Origin of the sequence: Chryseobacterium sp. R2ACT005, assembly GCF_049949215.1 — a bacterium.
In the GTDB taxonomy this organism is placed as follows: domain Bacteria; phylum Bacteroidota; class Bacteroidia; order Flavobacteriales; family Weeksellaceae; genus Chryseobacterium.
On the sequence record NZ_CP188192.1, the window covers coordinates 4,303,643 to 4,325,349 of the forward strand.

Annotated in this window: 24 protein-coding genes; 19 read left to right on the plus strand and 5 right to left on the minus strand. The window is 35.3% G+C overall.

The window, feature by feature from the left end; translation table 11 throughout:
- The first annotated feature begins 1 nt into the window (after position 1).
- The 12 genes from ACPF63_RS19765 to ACPF63_RS19820 all read left to right on the plus strand — a co-directional run bounded on the left by ACPF63_RS19765 (position 2) and on the right by ACPF63_RS19820 (position 10,862).
- Positions 2-631 carry an HAD family hydrolase gene (locus ACPF63_RS19765; protein WP_426481020.1) on the plus strand — a complete coding sequence of 210 codons (630 nt, stop codon included), beginning with the start codon at positions 2-4 and terminating at the stop codon, positions 629-631.
- Complete coding sequence (locus ACPF63_RS19770; protein ID WP_180565009.1) at positions 618-1,325, plus strand: class I SAM-dependent methyltransferase; 708 nt, start codon at positions 618-620, stop codon at positions 1,323-1,325. Before ACPF63_RS19765 ends, ACPF63_RS19770 begins: the two co-directional genes overlap by 14 nt.
- Before the next feature lie 6 nt (positions 1,326-1,331).
- Positions 1,332-2,432 (plus strand): DegT/DnrJ/EryC1/StrS family aminotransferase, encoded by a 1,101-nt coding sequence (locus ACPF63_RS19775; protein WP_180565008.1) that lies wholly within the window; start codon positions 1,332-1,334, stop codon positions 2,430-2,432.
- Position 2,433: 1 nt separating this feature from the next.
- Complete coding sequence (locus ACPF63_RS19780; protein WP_426481021.1) at positions 2,434-3,330, plus strand: glycosyltransferase family 2 protein; 897 nt, start codon at positions 2,434-2,436, stop codon at positions 3,328-3,330.
- A 2-nt stretch (positions 3,331-3,332) separates the two neighbouring features.
- The gene (locus ACPF63_RS19785) at positions 3,333-4,205 is read left to right on the plus strand and encodes a glycosyltransferase family 2 protein (protein ID WP_426481022.1); all 873 of its coding nucleotides are present in this window, start codon (positions 3,333-3,335) and stop codon (positions 4,203-4,205) included.
- 7 nt (positions 4,206-4,212) lie between these two features.
- The gene (locus ACPF63_RS19790) at positions 4,213-5,337 is read left to right on the plus strand and encodes a glycosyltransferase WbsX family protein (protein ID WP_426481023.1); all 1,125 of its coding nucleotides are present in this window, start codon (positions 4,213-4,215) and stop codon (positions 5,335-5,337) included.
- Positions 5,330-6,175 carry a glycosyltransferase family 2 protein gene (locus tag ACPF63_RS19795; RefSeq protein ID WP_426481024.1) on the plus strand — a complete coding sequence of 282 codons (846 nt, stop codon included), beginning with the start codon at positions 5,330-5,332 and terminating at the stop codon, positions 6,173-6,175. Before ACPF63_RS19790 ends, ACPF63_RS19795 begins: the two co-directional genes overlap by 8 nt.
- A 56-nt stretch (positions 6,176-6,231) precedes the next feature.
- Positions 6,232-6,900, plus strand: a complete 669-nt coding sequence (locus tag ACPF63_RS19800; protein ID WP_426481025.1) for an NAD-dependent epimerase/dehydratase family protein — start codon at positions 6,232-6,234, stop codon at positions 6,898-6,900.
- A 180-nt stretch (positions 6,901-7,080) separates the two neighbouring features.
- Positions 7,081-7,947, plus strand: coding sequence for a glycosyltransferase family 2 protein (locus tag ACPF63_RS19805; RefSeq protein WP_077413684.1), 867 nt, complete (start codon positions 7,081-7,083; stop codon positions 7,945-7,947).
- A gap of 126 nt (positions 7,948-8,073) precedes the next feature.
- Positions 8,074-8,901 (plus strand): glycosyltransferase, encoded by an 828-nt coding sequence (locus ACPF63_RS19810; RefSeq protein WP_180565003.1) that lies wholly within the window; start codon positions 8,074-8,076, stop codon positions 8,899-8,901.
- A gap of 13 nt (positions 8,902-8,914) precedes the next feature.
- Positions 8,915-9,913 (plus strand): acyltransferase family protein, encoded by a 999-nt coding sequence (locus tag ACPF63_RS19815; protein WP_426481026.1) that lies wholly within the window; start codon positions 8,915-8,917, stop codon positions 9,911-9,913.
- Between the two features lie 10 nt (positions 9,914-9,923).
- Complete coding sequence (locus ACPF63_RS19820) at positions 9,924-10,862, plus strand: glycosyltransferase family 2 protein (protein WP_426481027.1); 939 nt, start codon at positions 9,924-9,926, stop codon at positions 10,860-10,862.
- A 46-nt stretch (positions 10,863-10,908) separates the two neighbouring features.
- Here ACPF63_RS19820 and ACPF63_RS19825 read toward each other — a convergent pair whose 3' ends face one another.
- A complete protein-coding gene (locus ACPF63_RS19825) occupies positions 10,909-11,943 on the minus strand; it encodes an acyltransferase family protein (RefSeq protein WP_426481028.1) in 1,035 nt (344 codons plus the stop codon).
- Between the two features lie 166 nt (positions 11,944-12,109).
- On the opposite strand from ACPF63_RS19825, the gene ACPF63_RS19830 reads away from it, so the two are divergent.
- The 3 genes from ACPF63_RS19830 to ACPF63_RS19840 are packed head-to-tail and all read left to right on the plus strand — an operon-like array spanning position 12,110 to position 14,645.
- Positions 12,110-12,655: an acyltransferase gene (locus ACPF63_RS19830; RefSeq protein WP_426481029.1), complete on the plus strand. Its 546-nt coding sequence runs from the start codon at positions 12,110-12,112 to the stop codon at positions 12,653-12,655.
- Positions 12,652-13,491 carry a glycosyltransferase family 2 protein gene (locus ACPF63_RS19835; RefSeq protein ID WP_426481030.1) on the plus strand — a complete coding sequence of 280 codons (840 nt, stop codon included), beginning with the start codon at positions 12,652-12,654 and terminating at the stop codon, positions 13,489-13,491. Before ACPF63_RS19830 ends, ACPF63_RS19835 begins: the two co-directional genes overlap by 4 nt.
- Complete coding sequence (locus tag ACPF63_RS19840; protein WP_426481031.1) at positions 13,491-14,645, plus strand: glycosyltransferase; 1,155 nt, start codon at positions 13,491-13,493, stop codon at positions 14,643-14,645. Before ACPF63_RS19835 ends, ACPF63_RS19840 begins: the two co-directional genes overlap by 1 nt.
- A gap of 1 nt (position 14,646) precedes the next feature.
- Here ACPF63_RS19840 and ACPF63_RS19845 read toward each other — a convergent pair whose 3' ends face one another.
- The 3 genes from ACPF63_RS19845 to ACPF63_RS19855 are packed head-to-tail and all read right to left on the minus strand — an operon-like array spanning position 14,647 to position 16,637.
- Positions 14,647-15,405, minus strand: a complete 759-nt coding sequence (locus ACPF63_RS19845; protein WP_426481032.1) for an SDR family NAD(P)-dependent oxidoreductase — start codon at positions 15,403-15,405, stop codon at positions 14,647-14,649.
- Entirely contained in the window at positions 15,405-15,638 is a 234-nt protein-coding gene (locus ACPF63_RS19850; RefSeq protein ID WP_047380387.1) for a phosphopantetheine-binding protein, read from the minus strand. Before ACPF63_RS19850 ends, ACPF63_RS19845 begins: the two co-directional genes overlap by 1 nt.
- A 27-nt stretch (positions 15,639-15,665) precedes the next feature.
- The gene (locus tag ACPF63_RS19855; RefSeq protein ID WP_426481033.1) at positions 15,666-16,637 is read right to left on the minus strand and encodes a 3-oxoacyl-ACP synthase III family protein; all 972 of its coding nucleotides are present in this window, start codon (positions 16,635-16,637) and stop codon (positions 15,666-15,668) included.
- 146 nt (positions 16,638-16,783) lie between these two features.
- Between ACPF63_RS19855 and ACPF63_RS19860 the strand changes: the two genes are divergently transcribed.
- The 4 genes from ACPF63_RS19860 to ACPF63_RS19875 all read left to right on the plus strand — a co-directional run bounded on the left by ACPF63_RS19860 (position 16,784) and on the right by ACPF63_RS19875 (position 21,024).
- Complete coding sequence (locus tag ACPF63_RS19860; protein ID WP_228408609.1) at positions 16,784-17,260, plus strand: acyltransferase; 477 nt, start codon at positions 16,784-16,786, stop codon at positions 17,258-17,260.
- 32 nt (positions 17,261-17,292) lie between these two features.
- On the plus strand, positions 17,293-18,441 hold the full coding sequence (locus ACPF63_RS19865; RefSeq protein WP_426481034.1) for a glycosyltransferase: 1,149 nt from the start codon (positions 17,293-17,295) through the stop codon (positions 18,439-18,441).
- An 11-nt stretch (positions 18,442-18,452) separates the two neighbouring features.
- On the plus strand, positions 18,453-19,010 hold the full coding sequence (locus tag ACPF63_RS19870; RefSeq protein ID WP_426481035.1) for a serine O-acetyltransferase: 558 nt from the start codon (positions 18,453-18,455) through the stop codon (positions 19,008-19,010).
- Positions 19,011-19,530: 520 nt separating this feature from the next.
- Positions 19,531-21,024, plus strand: coding sequence for a sulfatase-like hydrolase/transferase (locus tag ACPF63_RS19875; RefSeq protein ID WP_426481036.1), 1,494 nt, complete (start codon positions 19,531-19,533; stop codon positions 21,022-21,024).
- A 27-nt stretch (positions 21,025-21,051) separates the two neighbouring features.
- Here the strand turns inward: ACPF63_RS19875 and ACPF63_RS19880 are convergent, their stop codons facing one another.
- A complete protein-coding gene (locus ACPF63_RS19880) occupies positions 21,052-21,657 on the minus strand; it encodes a DUF2306 domain-containing protein (RefSeq protein WP_426481037.1) in 606 nt (201 codons plus the stop codon).
- Positions 21,658-21,707: the final 50 nt, after the last annotated feature.

Consider the following 21,707-nt stretch of genomic DNA (forward strand, 5'->3'; position numbering starts at 1 on the left):
TATGAATATTTTTTTTGACCTTGATGGTACTTTAATTGATTCCCGGCCTAGGCTATACCACTTGTTTCAGTCATTAGTTCCCACTTCGGAATTGTCTTTTGATGAATATTGGACTTTAAAGCGGGGTAAAAAAAGTCATAAAGAAATTCTACTTTCTAAATTTAATTATTCCAGCGAGCAATACAGCGATTTTGAGAAAAAATGGATGTCGGAAATTGAATTAGAAAAATGGTTGAAATTAGATACTCCTTTTGAAGGAATAGTAGACTTACTCACAAACCTGTCTAAAAACTATACCCTGTTTGTTGTTACAGCCCGTCAGTCTGAAAGCATTGCTCTGGAACAGGTAAAATCATTCGGTTGGGAAAATATTTTCACGAAAGTTTTAGTAACCCAACAGCAACAGGAAAAACATGATTTAATTAAAAATGCAGTTCAGATAACTCCTGAAGACTGGTTTATTGGAGATACAGGAAAAGATATTCAAACAGGCAAATTATTAGGGATGAAAACAGCCGCCGTACTTTCCGGTTTTCTAAGTAAAGAAAGTTTACTCCCCTATCAGCCAGACATAATTATAAATACTGTTCTCGATTTAAAAATAGATAAAATTACAAATGGAAAATTATAAAAATAAAGTGCAGGATTCGGCACAATTCTATAACAGCTCTTTTCTTGATTTTGATTTTAAGTTAACAGAATTGAATTACTTAAGTTTAAAACCTTATTTTAAAGGAGAATCTGCTTTGGAATTAGGACCTGCCTTAGGACATATGACCAAATATCTGATTAATGACTTTTCATCTTTGGATTTGGTTGAAGGCTCTCAAGATTTATTAAATCAAATTCCTGATTATCCAAATATTACAAAACATAACTCCTATTTTGAAGAGTTTAAAACAGATAAAAAGTTTGATACTATAATAATGAGCCATGTCCTCGAACATATTGAAAATCCTGTTGAAGTTTTAAAAATTATATCTTCCTGGTTATCCGATAGTGGTGTATTTTTAATTTCAGTGCCTAACGCAAAGTCTATCCACAGATTAGCCGCAGTAGAGATGGGATTATTAAACAGCGAATATGAATTGAATCAAAGAGACCATGAATTAGGACATTACAGAGTATATGATTTGGATACTTTAAAAGATGACATTACAAAGGCCGGTTATAAAATAGTGGATGAGGGCGGCATTTTCTTTAAACCTGTTTCAAATGGGCAAATTGAAAATAATTGGAATGAAGCTATGATAGATGGGTTTTATAAATTAGGAAAAAAATTCCCTCACCATTGCGCTGAAATATATGTGGCATGTTCAAAATAAAAAGAAATGATTAAGTTTTTAGATCTTCAAAAAGTAAATTTGAAATACCAACAGGAAATAGAAAACAAACTTCTGGAAGTGTTCAGAAGCGGATGGTATTTATTAGGAAACGAAATTAAAAATTTTGAAACCAATTTAGCCGGTTATATTGGTTCAGAATATGCAATAGGGGTAGCAAACGGACTGGATGCGCTTCGTCTTATTTTTCGGGCTTATATCGAACTGGGTTATATGAAACCCGGTGACGAAGTAATTGTCCCTTCCAATACCTATATTGCTTCCATTCTGGCTTTGTCAGACAATGGATTAGTTCCCGTTTTAGTAGAACCCGAGCTTAATACTTACAATATTGATATTTCAAAAATAGAAGAAAAGATTACTGATAAGACAAAAGCCATTTTAATAGTTCATCTTCAGGGCAGAATTGTTTTCTCAGAAAAACTGAAAAGTATTGCTGAAAAATATAAATTAAAAATTGTAGAAGACAATGCCCAGGCAATAGGTGCCGAATGGAATAACATTAAATCAGGAAATCTTGGAGACGCCGCAGGGTTCAGTTTTTATCCCGGAAAAAATCTGGGAGCTCTGGGAGACGCAGGAGCAGTCACAACAAATGACAAACAATTATCCGAAACGATCCGTGCTTTAGGAAATTATGGCTCAAACCAAAAATATATTAATATTTACAAAGGATTAAATTCCAGATTAGATGAACTTCAGGCAGCTGTTTTAGATGTTAAACTGAAATATATTGAAGATGAAAATGAAGCAAGAAGAAGAATTGCAAAATTATTTATCGAAGGAATAAAAAATTCCAAAATCATACTTCCTGAAAACCCTTCAGATGAAAAAGAGCATGTATGGCATGTTTTTGTCATAAGAACAGAAAACCGTGATCTACTTCAAACCTATTTAACAGAAAAAGGTATTCAGACTATCATTCACTACCCTATTCCTCCCCATCAACAGGAAGCTTACAAAGAAATGAATGAACTTTCTTTTCCTATCAGTGAACTGATACATGAGGAAGTACTGAGCTTACCTATATCTTCTGTGTTAGAAGAGCATGAAGTGATAAACATCATTAATGCCTTAAATGAGTATTAATATGGAACAGCCTTTAGTTACAGTTATTGTCACAGCCTATAATCATTCCCAATATATCAAGGAGAATTTAGATAGCGTAAAAAATCAAACCTATAAAAACATTCAGCTTATTCTGGGTGATGATGTCTCGCCTGATAATTCCGTTGAAGTTTTTGAGCGTTGGTTAAATGATAATAGTTATTCTGCAGAAAAAAACTTCCATACCAAAAACACAGGTCTGGCAACAATGTTGAATGAATGTATTAAGCTTGCAAAAGGAAAATATATAAAAATCATTTCAGCAGATGATTACCTGCATCCTGAGTTCTTAGAAAAGACTGTTGCTAAAATTGAATCTTTAGGAAAAGAATATGCCATGATTCATACCAATACCAATATAATAGATGAAAACAGCCGTATTGGAGAAGACATAGCAGATTATGATGCATTAGGAGAAGTTGATCCCTATATTTTCAGAAAAGAACTGATAAAAAATAACAGAATTGCAGGTCTGACTACATTGATAAGAACAGAAGCAATTATTGAAACCGGCGAATATGATTCAATGTTTATTGCTGAAGATTATTATCGCTGGTTAAAAATAAATGAAAAGTATTTAATTGGTTACATCCCTGAAAAACTGGCATATTACAGATTACACCAGGAAAATATTTCAAAAATAAAAGCACACAGAATTGAAATTGAAAACGTGATGCTTCAAATGATGTTTGATAAAGAAGGTGATCTAAAAAATAAAATAAATGGTATCACACAGAAATATTATTTTTCTGGAGAAAAACTGCCTTCACAATACACTGAAGCCTACAAGAAATACCCTTTCAATGTAAAAAGATTAAGTATTGCAATACAGTATAAAATTCCGGTTCCGTTGTATAAATTTTTAAATAAAATGATTTAAAAATGAATCCAAAAATTTCAATAATCGTCCCATGTTATAATCAGGCTCATTTTCTTGATGAATGCCTACAATCTGTGTTAGAACAGACGTTTCAGGATTGGGAATGCATCATTGTGAATGATGGATCACCGGATAACACAGAAAATATTGCAAAAAAATGGCTGGAAACAGACAGCCGTTTTCACTATCTCTATAAAGATAATGGTGGTTTATCGTCTGCCAGAAATGCAGGAATAAAAACGGCCAATGGAGAATGGCTGCTTTTCCTTGATTGTGATGATATAATAGAAAATAAAAAATTAGAAGCTCATTCTAGATTTTTTAATCAAAATATTGACATCATTATTTCCGGATATCGATATTTTGAAAGCTCAGAAGGAGTCAACTATAAAAGGATTTTTGGAAGAAATAATTTTCTTCCGGAAGTATACTTAAATTTTGATGATACTATTGATATTAAGCAGCTTTTTAAGATTAAAAACCCTTTTGTAATATCTGCTCCGTTATATCATAAAGATATTTTCAAAACAATTGGTTTCTTTGATGAGCGTTTAAAGTCTTTAGAAGATTGGGAATTTAATCTCAGATGTGTTTTGAATGATTTTAAATTTCAGCATATTGGCTATGAAGGCAATACAAAAACGCTTATAAGACTTCATGACAGCAGTATGATGAGAGATACTGCAAAAATGAATCAAAACTATGAATTATTTCTTTCCATCTGTTATTCCAGTCCAAAATATGTGGAAACTTATGGCAAGCCTGCCCCAAAAACAGAAAAACCTCAAGAAAAAAAAGGAAGAAAGCTGCTCAAATTATTGATTCCTCCTATTTTTATTGTATTAAAAAATAAGATCCTCTATCGAACGAAATAAGTTAATGATGAAAAAAATAAAGCCCCTTGCATTCTACCTCCCTCAATACCATCCTGTCCCTGAAAATGACGAATGGTGGGGAAAAGGTTTTACAGAATGGACGAATGTAGGAAAAGCCCAACCTTTATTTGAAGGACATGAACAGCCTATATACCCTGGAGATTTGGGATATTATGATCTGCGGGTTCCAGAAGTAAGAGAACAGCAGGCTCAGATGGCAAAAGATTATGGAGTACACGGATTTATCTACTATCATTACTGGTTTGGTAATGGCAAACAACTGTTGGAACGTGTTGCCAACGATGTGCTGAAATCAGGAAAACCGGATTTCCCTTTCTGCTTCTGCTGGGCCAATGAAACATGGTCAGGCATATGGCACGGATTATCAGAAAAAATTCTGGCCCAACAGGTTTACCCTAATGAACAGGACTTAATTGCCCATTTCGAATACCTTCTTCCTTTCTTCAAGGACGAGAGGTATATAAAAGTGGACAATAAACCTCTTTTGATTATCTACGATCCCAACCATTTGAATGACGGAGATCCTCATTATATTTCCAGATTCAGAGAGCTCGCAAAAGAAAACGGATTTGATGGCTTATATGTCATGGCATCCAATAAACTTCGTGATGATCTTGATTTTAAATCTATGGGATATGACAGTAAGATTTCCAATGCCTTTCAGAAAGCATGGCTACCTCATATTGACAAAAAAGAATACATCTCCCATTCTCAATATTATAAAAACAGAATAAAAGGATTAATCGGAATTAAGAAAAAAGAACAGCCTAAAGTCAGAATTCAGGACGCCCAGGCGGTAGTCAATGACTTAAAGTTTGAAGAAAGCAACGTTCCTACCTATCCATGTATCCTGCCTAATTGGGACAATACTCCAAGAAGTGGATACAGAGGCATTATACTTGCTAATAATTCTCCGAAAATATTTGAACAGCAGGTTGAAAAAGCCGCAACATATCTTGAGGATAAAAAAGATTATCCTGAACAGTTTTTAATTGTTAAATCCTGGAACGAATGGGCAGAAGGAAATATTCTGGAACCGGACAGAAAATATGGTTTCGGATATCTGAATGCATTAAAAAAAATCTTGAATAAACACAGTCGAAATGAGTAAATTCAGTATACTTATTGCCAATTATAACAATGGCCATTTTTTTGAACAATGCTGCCAAAGCTTAGTTGCGCAGACTGAAACGGATTGGGAAGCTGTAATTCTGGATGACGGCTCTACCGATAACTCTCTAGAAGTTATAAAAAAAATCATAGGTGACGATTCCCGGTTTAAAATACACCAGAATGACCAAAACAGAGGAATTGGCTATACAAAAAAGAGATTAATAGGTCTTGCTGAAGCAGAAATATGCGGTTTTTTAGACCCAGATGACGCTTTGGCTCCTCATGCTCTGGAAATTGTTTTAAAAACACATTCCGAATATCCGGAAGCAGGCCTGGTATATTCAAATTTTGTCCGTTGTGATGAAAATCTTAATCCCCTGTCTGTTCATAAAGCCAAACAAATCACAGAACTGGATCAGTCTTACTTTAACTTCAATGCAGAGATTTCACATTTCGTCACATTCAAAAAGAAGATTTACGAGCAGACGTCCGGCATTGATTCTTTCTTAAAAATTGCTGAAGATAAAGACTGGTACATGAAAATGTGCGAAACAGCCCCTGTTAAATATATTGATGAAGATTTATACTTATACAGAATCCATGACAGTGGGATCTCTACGACCAAAAATGCAGAAAAAGCATTATTCTGGCACTGGGTTGCTATGATCAAAATGGCAGAAAGAAGAAACATAAGTATTGAAGATCTTTTTATTCAGAGCTATGTTCCGAAAAAGAAATATGACCAGGCCCTCAACCAATTGAATCATGTAAAAAATTCAAGATGGGCAAAATTGGGGAATACACTTGGACTTTTTAAAATCTTTAAAAAACTTTAAATCTATTGATGTTCTTAAAAGATTTAAAACTAACATCTTAATTAGAAAAGAAGCATATGATTATTGGTAGTGGAATTCTGGCAAATGCCGTAAAACTTTATGATAAAGAGGATGTTATTTTTTTTGCATCAGGGGTTTCCAATTCACTGGAAAAGAATCCTGCTGAATTTGAAAGAGAAATATCCCTTCTGAAATCAGTTATTAGCCAAAATCCGGATAAGAAGCTGATCTATTTTTCCACATGCAGTATTTATGATCCCAGTAAAACCGACAGCCCTTATGTAGTGCATAAACTTGCTATTGAAAAAATAATTGCAGAGCATTGCTTCAGCTTTATTATTTTCAGGGTAGGAAATGCTGTAGGCCGTGGAGGAAATCCCAATACACTGATCAACTTTCTTAAAAATTCAATCCTATCGGAAAATAAGCTTACCATTTACAGCAATGCAAGAAGAATTCTGATTGGTACGGATGATATTGCATCATTTATCGGGAAGTATATGCAGGACCTCAACAATGAGATCGTCAATCTTGCTTACCCTTACCAGTACTCGTTACCGGAGATTTTATCTCAGCTGGAGAATCATCTTGCAAAAAATGCAGATTATGAAACTGTGAACGAAGGTTCCTTTTATAATATAGAGTTCAACAGCCTTACAGAAGATTTTTTCGAGGGTCTGTCTCCTGATGAATACCTTAGGAAACTCTATTCATCTTATTTATAAAAGACAATACATGGCCGCTCCCGAAAGATCCCATTCTGTACCGGAAAAAATAATTTTTGTACCTTCGACCAGAAAGCTTCAGATATTATTCAGGCCAAGAAAAAGCAATTAAAAAGTAGTGGTTTTTATGACCAACTGAAGAATAAAAAACACATTAAACCTATTGAATAAAAAATGAAAATGAATCCCAAAATATCCGTAATTGTCCCCTGCTACAAACAGGCTCAGTTTTTAGATGAATGTCTGCAGTCTATAATGGATCAGACTTATGAAAATTGGGAATGTATCATTGTCAATGACGGATCGCCTGATAATACTGATGAAGTAGCTGATAAATGGGTAAAAAAGGACAGCCGTTTTAAGTATCTTTATAAAGAAAACGGAGGTCTGTCTTCTGCAAGAAATGCAGCACTGGAAATTGTTACCGGAGATTACATACAGTTTTTGGATTCGGATGATCTGATACACCGTGAAAAGTTTTCCAAAAGCCTTTCCGGAGACAAAGAATATCCGTTGATTGTAAGTCAGTACACCATCTACAGAAACCAAACCCATCTTCCTGGCTATAAAAATGTTGAGCAGAGTTTCCTGACCTTTGATGGAATTGTATACGATTGGGATCTTAAATTTTCTATCCCGATACACTGTGCCTTGATAGGCAAAAAACTTCTGGAAGGTTTTCTTTTTGACACTACCCTTACCAGCTGTGAAGACTGGGTAATGTGGATTTATATCACCAAGGATCATCCTGATGCCCTTTTGATCAATGAAGCTCTTGCCCATTACCGAAAAGACGTCAACGATAATATGTCTGCCGATCCGATCAAAATCATGAAGCAGCGCCTTAAAATTCTACCAACCTTAAAAAAACTTTATGGTGAAGAGGTACACGACAAACTGGCTTACCATATCATAGACGTTCGTACCACTCAGCTTATACAGCAAAGACGCGAATTTCAAAAAATGATTCCCCTGGCCGTAGTCGCAAAATATCTTTCTTTCAAAAGATTTTATTACAAGCTTTTCAGAAAAAAAGTAGATGGCTAAATTTGAAGTATAATAAACTTCGGACAACTATATTTCCATAAAAACTACACAAATGAGTGGGTACTGCCAAACAGATATACAGCAGAAACCCTTGTAAATTATATAACTTTAAATAAATTTATTTAGATGAGTCAATTTGTACACGTAATAATGACAAGATTCAATGTTCCTACAAAAGGCTGGAACGAAACACGTTCAGGATATAAACCGCTTACTGAAGAATGGCTGGATGACCGGTTCAAGTTATTCAGAACTTACGTGCTTCCTTCTTATAAAAATCAGACCAACCAAAACTACGTCTGGCTTACCTTTTTCGACACCAATACATCTGATAAGTTTAGAAAAATCATTAAAGAAATTGAAACAGAATACCCAACTTTCAAAGCGGTATTTGTAGAAGATTTTGATGTTATGAAAACGAAAGCTGTAGAAATAATTCCTCAGTTTTTCACTCCTGATACAAAATTTGTGATCACCAGCGAGCTGGATAATGATGACATGCTTCATCAGGATTATATAAAAACAGTTCAGGAACATTTCAAACCGGTTCATGATCTGGTAATAGATTTAAGAAGAGGATATCAGCTTACCATGCTGCCAGACCGTAAAGCGGTAGTAAATGTTTATAACGCTGTAGTAAACCCGTTTGTAAGCTTAGCGGAAAGTGTAGACAACTTCAAAACGATGCTAAAGGAAAGAGCTCACAACAGCTATCGTCATTACCCGAATTTTTCTGTGGAAGACAGTAAAGAGATGTATATCCAGGTTATCCATCAATATAACTTAATGAATGTCACTTTTAAACATAAAGCTGTTCCTGAAGTAGATTTTTCAGAATACGGAATGACAGAAGATACCAAATTTACCATAGACGGATTCAAGACGCTTCAGCATAACATTGCCAGAGTACCGTTTGTGATGGGCCTTATTTTGAAAAAGATATTTAAAAAATAAGATTCTTCCAGTCATGAAGCTTAACAACCTCCAGATATTAAGAGGGATTTCAGCCTTATTGGTATGCTGCTTTCATTTCCGTGAAACAATAAACCTGCCCAGGCTGGATCTTGGCGATATTCTCTTTAAAAAAGGAAGTATCGGTGTTCCCGTATTTTTTATTATCAGTGGGTTTATCATGGCTTTCACCACTCAAAAAATAAATTTCAGTAAAGATTCTTTTCAGCAGATCACTTTATTTTACAAAAGAAGGGTGATCAGAATTGTTCCGCTGTATTATCTTTTGACCTTTGCTGCGATGATACCCGGAGGCAGTTTTTTCCTCTATTTTCATGGAGCAGGACTTTATGAGCTTATCCATTCATTATTATTTCTTCCCACAAAGAAAGAATTTCCGGTCCTTTTCTTGGGCTGGTCCTTAAATTTTGAAATGTTCTTTTATCTCATATTTGGACTTTCATTATTCTTTAAAGAAAAAAGATATTACTTCATTGCAGGTTTTTTTATCCTTACTTCAATTCTGGGATATTTTATCTATTTTGAAAACCCGTATTTACGAATGGTAACCCATTCCCTGAACCTATATTTTGTTGTAGGAATTCTTTTTTCGCTTCTACTGAACAGATTTACAATTTCAAAGATTTGGGCAGCGTTACTTTCTGTAACTGGAATCGCATTATTTATATTGGTGCTGCTTAGCATTATCCCTATAGATAATGATATGATAAAGCTGGCCATTATTTCCCTGTTTGTCTTTTCTTTCTTAACTTTTGATTATGTATTTCAGTTTAAAGGAAACAAAGCCTTTATTTTTCTGGGAGACATTTCCTATTCACTGTATCTGTCGCATCCTTTTGTAGAAATTGCTTTAAAAAGATTTAAAGTTGAAGGCTACCTCAGCTTTCCCTTTTTTCTATTTAAGATTGCCATGGTCATTATAGTGGCATCACTTCTGTATTATTTTGTTGAGAAAAGAGTAACCAATTATTTAAAAATTAAATTAAAAGCATAATACGATACAAATGAAAATTTCAGTAATTATTCCCGTTTACAATGCCGAAAAATATGTTTCACAGGCTGTAGATTCTGCGCTTCAGTTCGAAGAGGTATATGAAGTGGTATTGGTAGAGGACAAGTCTCCGGACAATGCATTGCAGGTCTGTAAGGAACTCGCTGAAAAACATGATAGAGTAAAGCTTTTTCAGCATCCTGACAAAGGCAATCATGGAGCCGGTGCCAGCAGAAATTTAGGACTGGAAAAAGCGGAAGGAGATTTTATTGCTTTCCTGGATGCGGATGATTACTACCTTCCCAACCGTTTTGATGCAGAAAAAGAACTGTTTTCCAATAAAGATGTTGACGGAGTTTATGGTGCAATCGGGGTTCACTATTATTCGGAGAAAGCAAAAGAACAATATTACAAGGTCTTTGGGGACCGCCTGACTACAGTTTACAAGAAACATCCTCCAAGAGATGTATTTCCGGGACAGCTTAACATGATAGGAACTTTCGGGCTTTTCAGCATTGATGCATTGACTATCCGTAAAAGTTCTTTGAGAAATATGGAGTATTTCTTTAAAACTCATTTAAAGCTCCATCAGGACACTGAATTCCTTTTCAGACTCTCCTACTATCTGAATTTATATCCGGGAATTCTTGATAAGGCAGTAGCGGTAAGAGGGGTTCACGAAAACAACAGAATTACCAAAATAGATTCCAGACAAGTTAAACCGGCCTCAACAAGAGTTATCTTGTGGAAGGAAGTCAACCATTGGGCAGAAAATGAAAATACCATTCCCGATGATATGAAGCTTCATATCAAAAGAGTCTACAGAAGTTTCCAAATTGCCAATGCTCCTCTTTTCAAAAAATGGGGAATGATAACGAAGTATCTGCTTACGGATTATAAAAGTATACGTTCAGGGCTCTATAATATTAATTTTAGGAACGATTTGTTCTAATAGTATAATTAAACTAAGTGTCTAGTTTAAAAACAGTACTTTAATTTTATTGTTTGGAAAAATGTATCTTCCTTAAAAGATCACGCATTGGTTTTTCAATACACTGATAAAAAACTGCAGAACTGAACAGCATAACAATAATGTAAATCACAAATACAAGATCAATACTAAACGTGTATTCCTGCCATTTTAAAAACTCCCGGACAAGATAAAGAACAGGAATATGTGTGATATATATACCATAACTTATTTCTCCAAGATATTCCAGAGGCTTTAATGAAAAGAGCTTACTTATTCTTCCGTTATTCGCCGAAATAAGGAGAATTGCAGGTACAAAAAGTAAAGCCATCAAACCGTTGTGATAAAAAAGCGGAACAAACATCAGCGACACAAGGATCAGTAAAAAGACGGCAATCACCTGACGATCGTAATTTTTTTGCTTATAATTTCTCACGAAAAATATTCCCGCAAGATTTCCGATCAGAAATTCATTAAGATGCCAGAAAGGGAAATAATAAAGGAATTCATGACTTTTCGTATGTGGCCCTTCATACGCTCCATATACCGGATAAAGGTTTGAAAACACCTGAGTAATCAGCCACAGTCCAATAGCAAATACCCAGATCATTTTATTTTTTTTCGCGTAAAAATAATTATATAAAAACGGGAAAATCAGGTAAAAGAAAAACTCTACAGAGATAGACCATCCCGGAAAATTCAGAATCATGGCTTCTCCGGGTATCCAGCTCTGAATGCCTAATCCATATAAAACCAGCTTATACCAATCAAACATTTCATATTTCGTCATGAAATACAGCAGAAGTCCCAGCATATAAAGCGGATAGATCCTGGCAAATCTGTTTTTATAAAACTCCAGATAATCAATCTTATCCTTTTTATGATAAGCAATGATCATAATAAACCCTGAAAGGATAAAGAAATAGCTTACCCCGACATTCGCTCTCAAAAAAAGATTGGAAATGTAATCTATCTTATATAAAAACAGATCTTTATTGAAATGGGAAATGACAATTGCCATAGCGGCAATAAACCTGGTAAATGTAATCTGACTTATCTTCACAGAACCGCAAAATGCTTTACTTTATCAAAACACAGCAAACTCAACACGGAGTACTGTTTTTATTACTATAAAGTGTTAATTTTAAGGCACAAAAATAAGATTTATTATTATAATTATGTAAAACAAATTATATTTGTAGGCTACAAATGTGAAAATAAATTTAGGTATGCTTTATGAAATTTTAGCAAAACTTCAACGGAAAAGCCAGATTTCTCTTCTCAAAAAACATCCTCATGTTTCTTTCAAGGGGATAAAGCTTGGGATCAGTGATCATTTTATTCTGCATGAAAATGTAAAGAAAGTGACAATTGGTAATGGGGTCAGTTTCAGAAATTATGTACATGTTCTTGTGCAGCAGAATGCCACTTTAGAAATCGGAAACAATTTTTTCATGAATAACTTCTGTTCCATCAACTGTCTGGACAGTATTTCAATAGGGGATAATACATTATTCGGAGAAAATGTAAAACTGTATGACCACAACCATGCGTATCAGACTCATCCGGATTTTAAACTGTCTCACGCTGAGTTCACCACAGCTCCCATCAAAATCGGAAGCAACTGCTGGCTCGGAAGCAATGTTACCATCCTAAAAGGGGTAACTATCGGAGACAACTGTATTATTGGAGCAGGATGTACAATTTACAAAGATGTTCCTCCCAATACAACCGTAATCAATCATCAGGAATTAATATTTAAGGAACATTCATGAAGTTTTCTATCCTTATAGCCCATTATAATAACGCTCATTTTTTCAAAGACTGTTTTGAAAGCATCCTTCAGCAGACGTATACAGACTGGGAAGCCATCATTCTGGATGACGCCTCCTCTGAAAGCGAGAAGAAAATGATCCGGGAAATGATTTCAAGTGATAAAAGGTTTAAATTTTTTGAAAATGAAAAAAATTCCGGTGTAGGTGTAACAAAAAGTAAACTGATTGAGCTGGCAGAAGGGGAAATCTGTGGATTTTTAGATCCTGATGATGCTATAAACCCAACAGCCATTCAAAAATGTATGGAGATCTTTCAGGCTAAAAAAAACACAGTCCTTACCTATTCCAGGTTTATGACCTGTGATCAGAATCTGAAACCAATTTCTCCGTTCAGATCTGCAATGCAGGTACCGAACGGTGATCCTTATTTTTTTAATTTCCCTATTCAGATCGCTCATTTTGTAACCTTCAGAAAGGCAGTATATGAACAGACAGAAAAAATGAATCCGGATTTGAAAATCGGGGAAGATCAGGATCTCTACCTTAAAATGTATGAAAAAGGAAAAGTTCAGTTCATTAATGACACCAACTACCTTTACAGAACTCATCAAGGGGGAATTTCCCAGAATGACAATAAAAAGAAATCCCATGAGTATTTTGCTCAGGTGATTTTCAATACCATGAAACGCAGAGGACTTACCACCATCAATGGCCAGAAAATTCCTGATCATTATCCGGGTGTAGATGAAATATTTAGTCTGCTGCAATATCAGCATAAACTTCCTTTCCGTATCAAGAAAAAAATAACAATTACTTTACAATCAATCTTCGGATAATGTTAGAAAAAAAAATAAAAATTTTGTTCAGACACCGCTCCATGGAAATGGGAGGTGTAGAAAAAGTACTGTTGGGACTTCTCAACAACCTGGATCCTGACAAATTTGAAATGACGGTATGCCTTACCCTTAACCAGGGCAAGTTGCGTGATGAACTTCCGAAACATATCAGAAAAATATATCTTACCGATGGAAAAGAGGATTTTTCCGACAACACTCTCTTACAGAAAGTTCAGCTTGTCAAAAGAAGGTTAAAGCTTCGTAAACTGAAAAACAACCCAGCGATTGCAGACCGGCTTATCAATGATACTTTTGATATAGAAATAGGGATGGATTACAGGGATTATGATGCTATTCTCAGTTCTACCCATACGAATTCAAAAAAAATCGGATGGTTTCACTCTGAAATCAATGTTCCTAAATTTCAACCTTTGGTTCCTGATATTTTAAAGAGTTTTCCTCAGTTTGATCATATGGTGTATTGCTCTCACAAAATAAAGGATATGATGCATCAGTATTATCCGGATCTCAGTTATCCGGCTGAGAGTGTTATTATCAATCCTATTCCTATCGAAGAAATAAAACGTAAGGCCGAAGAAAAGCTTGATACGTTCCCTGAAGGACCTGTTTTCGCTTCTATTGGAAGGCTTCATTCAAGAAAAGGATATCATAAGCTTATAGAAGCACATACAAGGCTTATCAACGAAGGATTTCATCACAGCATCATTATCATTGGTGATGGTGACGAAATGAAGAACCTTAAGGCTCAGGTCGCAAAAAACAATGTTGAAAAGACATTTATTTTAGCCGGAAATCAGATGAATCCTTATCCATACATTAAAAAGGCGGACTACTTTATCCTTCCTTCCGAATCTGAAGCATGGCCTTTGGTAATTGCTGAAGCATTAATCCTTCAGAAGCCTATTATTGCGACAAATGTAGGTGATGTAGGGCTGATGATCAAAGACCGGGAAACAGGGTATCTCATCAGCTATGAGGTTGATGAAATGTATTCGGCAATGAAGACATTCTTTACAGATCCCGGCATTGTTCTCCATATCAGAGAAAATCTTAAAAATATTGAAAGTCAGTTCGACAATAAGAAAATATTTGACAGTGTAGAAAATATTATAGAAACGCTGTACAAAAAATAAGTTACTGTGCGGAATATCCTCCGTCAATAACAAGGTTGGTCCCTGTGACCCATCTTGAAGCATCGGACAATAGAAAAATACAAGCATTCGCTACATCTTTAGGATCACCTATTCCCAGCGGATGCTTTTTTATGATTTCTGATGAAGCTTCTTCACCAATATCCTCAAACATTTTTTCCAGAATCGGGGTATTCACCATCGCAGGGCTGATGCTGTTGACACGGATATTACTTCTGGAAAGTTCCATTGCCAACGAACGGGCTCCGGAAATCACGGCTCCCTTACTTGCAGAATAAGCAGCTTTCCCAGCCTCTCCTACCATTCCCGCAACGGAAGAAATAAATACAAAACTGGAAGTCTCATCTTTATACTTTTTTAAAGACAGGATTTTAGCAATTTCAAGTCCGGCAATCACATTTACTGCAAATATATCGTGGTACAGCTGAGGATTGTGCTTTTTTAACGGCAGTGTTTTTTCTATACCGGCACAGTGTATAAATCCTGAAATTTTGCCTAAAGCTGAAACTTTATCTGCAATGATTCCTTCAAGGTTATCAGATTGGGTAATGTCTTCGGCAATGATCTCAACTTTTGTTTCAGAATTCAGCAGAGAAACGGTTTTCATCAGTTCATCCTGGTTTCTTCCCACAAGAATCAGATCTGCGCCGCTTTTGCTGCATTCTACAGAACAACTTCTCCCGATCCCGGAAGAAGCGCCTGTAATGAGGATAATTTTATTTTTTAATGAGAAAGCATCCATTAATCTTCAAAATTTTCTTTTCCTATAACATTCATCAGATCTGAAACAGTTTCGATATCTTTAAAGTGCTTGGTATCAATTTTCTTACTGAAATTTTCGTCTACAAACGCAATAACAGAAAGTAAACTGATAGAATCATAGCTTTCCAAAGATTTTAAATTCGTTTCAGTGGTCAATGTTTCATCTTCCTCCAATTCTTCCTGTAGTTTTTCTAAAAAAACGGATGTTTTCATATTCTATAATTTTAAATGTTTGTTTTCTTAAATTTCCATAATGGTGGCTCCCCATGAATATCCTACGCCAAATCCTGCCATTAAAACTTTATCTCCTTCCTTCAGCATTCCTTTATCCATCATATTTTTAAGGGCAATAGGAATGGTTGCAGAAACGGTGTTTCCGGTTTTTTCCATATCAATATAGAACTTTTCAGCCGGTATTTTTGTTTTCTTTCTTAAATAATTCAGCATAAAAGAATTGGCCTGGTGAAAAACAAAATGGTCAATATCATCCATTGTCATTCCGTTTACGTCAAGGGTTTCTTTTACCAATCCCGGAATATTTTCAATGGTAAAATTAAAAATCTCAGGGCCATTCATATAAATATTTTCAGGACTGAATTCATGCTCAGGATTCAGTTCAAAGTCTTTTTTGAAAGCCCCTTTCTTCACGATAAGATTTTCAGCACCACTCCCGTCTGTTCCCAGACAGAACTGATAATCATTGCCCTCTGCTTTTTCAACAATTACGGAAGCGGAAGCGTCCCCGAATATACTTCGGTTTCCTTTATCATCAGCATGAATATGTTTGGTGTAGGTTTCTGAAGTAACCAAAAGAATGCTCTTTGCAATTCCTGCAGCAATCAATCCTTTCGCAAAAGCCAGCCCATACACAAACCCTGAACAGCCAAGATTAAAGTCTATCGCTCCGATATTTTTTCTAAGACCCAATCTGTCCTGCAAAATACAGGCCGTTGTAGGTAGAAAATACTCCGGACTTTGGGTACAGAACAAAATAAAATCTACTTTGTTCCGGTCATAATTTTCGAAGATTTTCTCTGAAGATTGTACAGCCATATCCAGCACCGTTTCGTTGTCTGAAGAAATATGACGTTGAGAAATACCTACTTTCTCCTTGATGCGTTCGGAACTCCATTCGGGGAACAATTTTTCAAGCCCCTCGTTAGTTAATACCTGCTGAGGCAGATAATATTCTATTTTTGAAATTTTCATCATATTAATAAATTCTCTTTCTTTGCAAAAGTAACGAAAACAACTTTACACTTGTGATGATTTTTATATTCAGAATCCTATTAAAAATAGACGCTCTCTATCATTCTTTTTTGAATAGAGGCAGTCTTGAAGTGGCTAAATATAGAGGTATGAAGGTAGGAAAAAACTTTAATATGCCTGATAAAGTGTATTTTGGAACCGAACCTTACCTTATCGAAATTGGTGACAATGTGAATATTGCCGGAGACGTAAGATTTGTAAACCACGGCGGAACTACTACCCTGCTGAGAAGACTTCCCGGATATGAAGATGCCAGAATTCTTGGAAGAATAAAGATTGGAAACAACTGTACAATTGGTCTCAATGCTGTAATCATGCAGGATGTACAGATTGGCAACAACTGTATTCTGGGAGCCAACTCTGTGTTGTCACAGTCTATGCCAGACAACACTGTTTTTATCGGAAACCCGGCACAGTTTCTGTGTACCATTGAAGATTATGGTGATATTGTCCTTAAAAACAATCCGGAATATCCCCGTGAATTGGAGAAGGACAGAAAAAAACTGGATGCCTATATCAAAGAAAATCTTCCTCACAAGTATAAAAAAGCAAGAAAAATTAAATAAATTTAATCTTGTAAAATCATAAAAGAAACAAATTGAAAAAGAAAAAACTCCTCATTCGTATAGGTTCATTACGTCATGGCGGTGCAGAAAAAGTATTAATCAACTTTTTAAAAAATCTTCCTTCCGATAAATATGAAGTAGATCTTCTGGTCAACCTCTATTCAGGGTTATATATTAAAGAGGTTCCGTCATGGGTGACTTTATACTATTTAACAAAAGGAGAAATGATAACGACTAACAGGCCGCAGGATATTCCTGTGAAAGCGTACAGGGTTCTTTATCAGAAAATGTTTCTTTGGTTTCCTTCTCTTCTTTATAAATTTATTTTAAAAAATAAAAAATACGATGTAGAGATTGCTGCCATCCATGCAATGCATCAGGAAATACTGTCAAGTCCTCAAAAGGATTCCAAAAAAATCATCTGGGTACAAAATGACATTTTCAATTTGAAAGAATACACTCCTGAAGTCATCAGACAGTTTTTTAAGTTTGACAGAATCCTTGTGATTTCCAACAAGCTGCAGGAAGGAATGCATAATTTGGCCAAAAATGAGGCTGAAAAGGCTTCTGTGATCAAGATTTTTAATCCAATTGATAAGAATGATACCTTAAGAAAGGCAGATATTGAGATCAATGATTATCCTTTCGACAATGATCTTCCTACTTTTGTAACAGTGGGAACCGTATATCCTCAGAAAGGGTATGACAGATTGCTGAATGTTCATAAAAAACTGATCGATGAAGGATTAAAGCATCAGCTTTTGATCATTGGTGACGGCTATGATTTTGAAAAAACCCAGGATCTGCTCAATACACTGGGACTTCAGGATACTGCAAAAATGCTGGGCTTCAGCAGTAATCCGTACCCATATATGAAAAAGGCGGATTTCTATATTATGTCGTCAAGGCATGAAGGATTTCCAACCATCATAGCAGAAGCACTTATTCTCAACAAACCTATTTCTGCAACGGATATTTCCGGTATCAGAGATCTCCTTCAGGACGGAAAACTGGGCAATATTACTGCAAATTCCGAAGAGGGAATTTATGAAGGAATGAAAAAGTTTCTTACCGATAAAAATATAACTGAAGAATACAAAAAACAGATCTCAGCAACAGAGCTGCCGTTTGTACTGGAAAAATCTGTGGAACATCTTCAGAAAATAATTGATGAAGTATAAAAACATTAACAATGGCTGATTATTCTATCATTCAAAAAGACTTTTACCGGGAAAGCGGAAAGTGGCTTTCAACATTTCAGATCTGGAAAAAATGCATCAATCCCAATCTTCATTTTGTTTACATTTTGAGAAAGGCTCAGAAGTATCAGAAGAATCCTCTTTTGAATACTTTCTGGAGGATTGTATTAAGACATTATCAGATCAAATATGGATTTCAGATTTATCCTGAAACCCAGATCGGGGAAGGTTTTTATCTGGGGCACTGGGGAAGTCTTGTTATCAACCCGAAAACAGTCATTGGAAAGAACTGTAATATTGCACAGGGAGTGACCATCGGCCAGCAAAACCGTGGAAAAAATGAAGGTTCTCCAATCATTGGTGATGAAGTATGGATAGGTACCAATGCCGTTATTGTAGGAGCTGTTACTATCGGAAATAATGTATTGATTGTTCCTAATTCTTATGTCAACTTTGACGTTCCGTCCAATTCTGTTGTCATAGGAAACCCGGCAAAAATCATCCCTACTCCTAATGCTACAATGGATTATATCAACCGTAAAGTGCAATAATTCCAGCCATTTATAGTAAAAATTCTACTTGCATTTATCGGTAATTTCGTGTACATTTGTAAAAAGGGCATTGTTTAGTTATGAAATAACGATATGATTATTCGGTTTGAAAATCCCGATGGCATCAATTCTTCAATGCTCCTTGTTCTGAAAAAATCGCTTAATATTAAAAACACAACCCAGGCTTATTATTAATTAAAAAAATATATTTTTTGATGAAAAAAACACACCCTCATTATTCCCATTCTTTATCTGCAATATCAGCTCTATAGTTACGTTTTCTACAATCATTGAAAATCTAAACGGACAGAAACAACGCTCCGTACAACTGTAGCAATTTATCTTTCAAAAGATTCTTTTTTGACTTGATATAATATCTGTAATCCCTAAGAATTATTAACTGATATTAATTCTTCTCAAGCAACACACGATTCTGATATTCAGCAGGCTCTCACCCGGAAGACTCTTAAGAAAGATTATAAAAAATGATCTTAACAACCCCGAAAACATATATACAACCATGCTCAAAAAAATAATTCCGATTTTTCTTATTTTAATCTATCTCACAGGTTTTCTTCTTTCTTTCCCTTATATTTTTGATAATTTATTCGGGGCAGAGAAGCTGGAAAGCATCCGGAGTATTTTTGAATATGGAATTATGTTTTGTTCTTTCCTTGTATTCAATGCGCTTCTTTTAAAAAATAAATATACTTCAGTCGTTGCTGTTATTCTGTGCTTATTATTAAGCATTAATTTTCTAATATCAGCATCGTGCTTCCTTATCTATCATTCCGGATTTAATGTAGGAATGGCCATCAGTATTCTTGAATCTAATCCAGATGAAGCAATGAGCATGTCTTACATGTTTATCCTTCCGGGTATTTTGTTTTTGATTTTTCTGGGAATGTTACTATATTCTGTGAACTACCTTAAAAAAAATGTTGTCCGTTTTGATGCTAAGTTTATCATCATTGCATTACTGTGGCTTATTCTACCGTTTGGATATCATCTTAAACACACATATGTAAGCAATAAAGGGGGAGGAAAAATGATAAAGAATGTATACTACCATTTATCCGATTTCAATACAGCATTGAATATCCAGAGAGATATCAATGAAATAAAAAAGAATGTTCCTGTTTTCAATATTAAAAAAATACAGCCAGGGATTGAAAATGTAATTTTTATTATTGGAGAATCCGAAAGAAAGCAAAACATGTCATTGTATGGCTATCATAAAAAAACAACACCCTATACAGATCAGCAGGCTGAAAACATGATGGTTTTTGACAATGCAGTTTCTCCTGCAGGAATTACCAACCTGAGTGTGCCTTTAATGCTGTCCAGCATTCATCCTGATGAATTCAGGTACCGTTATGACAAGCTATCCTACAATATCATCAATCTGGCCAACCAAACCGGATACAATTCTTTCTGGCTCAGCACACAGGCAAGCGCAAGAGGAATAACAGCCATTGCTTCAATGTCTAAAAATAAAAAATGGGTAAACGGATACGATGAAGTGATTGTCCCTGAACTGGAGAAGGTCATTCAGAAAAAAGAGGATAAATTTGTAGTTCTCCACATCATGGGAAGCCACCCCAATCCATGCAACAGACTTCCTCCCAACTGGAACTCTGAGAACCTAAACTGCTATGACAGCTCCATAAAATATACAGATTATGTCTTCAATAACATTTTCCGCACATTGAAAAACACCAATTCTGTAGTCATCTACGCTTCAGATCATGGGCTTAAAATACAGGGTGACAAATTACTGCATATAGACTCTAAAGAATCTACACAGGTTCCGTTTTTTGTATGGTTTGGTGATAAAGTTCCTGCAGCATATAGAATTACCGGACATGAAACTAAACAGACCCAAACGACTTATATCTATCCTCTGATTATGAAATACATGGGTCTTGAGCCTCCTCAGCATTATAAAAATGAAGGAAATAAATATTTAAACTTAGAGATGAAAAGTATGGAGTATGGAAAGTTGCCGGAGTAGAATATAATCTCTCTTATGAAGGGAAATCTATATCACAGCTATTCTTTTATTGATAAAATAGGCAGTCAATAAATTAGGAACCCAGCACAGCCAGGCAACAGCAGTATAAGAGTTTTCAGGATCACCGGTAATATTGGTTAACAAAGGATACCACAATCTCAGTGTCACGGCAGCAAAAGTACAGGCATAACTGTAAATCATGAACTGTTGATGCATCACAACATTCCCTTTTCTTATCTGCCCAACTGCTATAAGAGTTGTCATCAGCCAGATACATCCTAAACTGATAAATCCTATTGCGGAGATCAGTCCGCCATTGGCATAAAAACCCATATAAACAGCTGAAACAGAACTTATGACCACTGCAATGACATAGATACTTCCAAGTTTCCTATGAATCTTGATATATTTATTCCTGAATGAGCTGCCAAACTGACGCCAACCCATAAAAAGCGCCAGTCCTCCGAAAATAATATGGGCAAAAAATGCTGTTTTCCAGATGATATTATGAAGCACTACAGGAGATTTGGAACCTAAAAAAGTATGTTTCTGCTCCACAAAAGCATACATAAGAGGATAAGCGCCAATAAGCAATGCCAGCACACACATGATTACAAATAGTAATTTTTTCATAAAAGTCTGATTCAATTTTTTTGTAAAAATGAGGATTATAAACGCTTCAT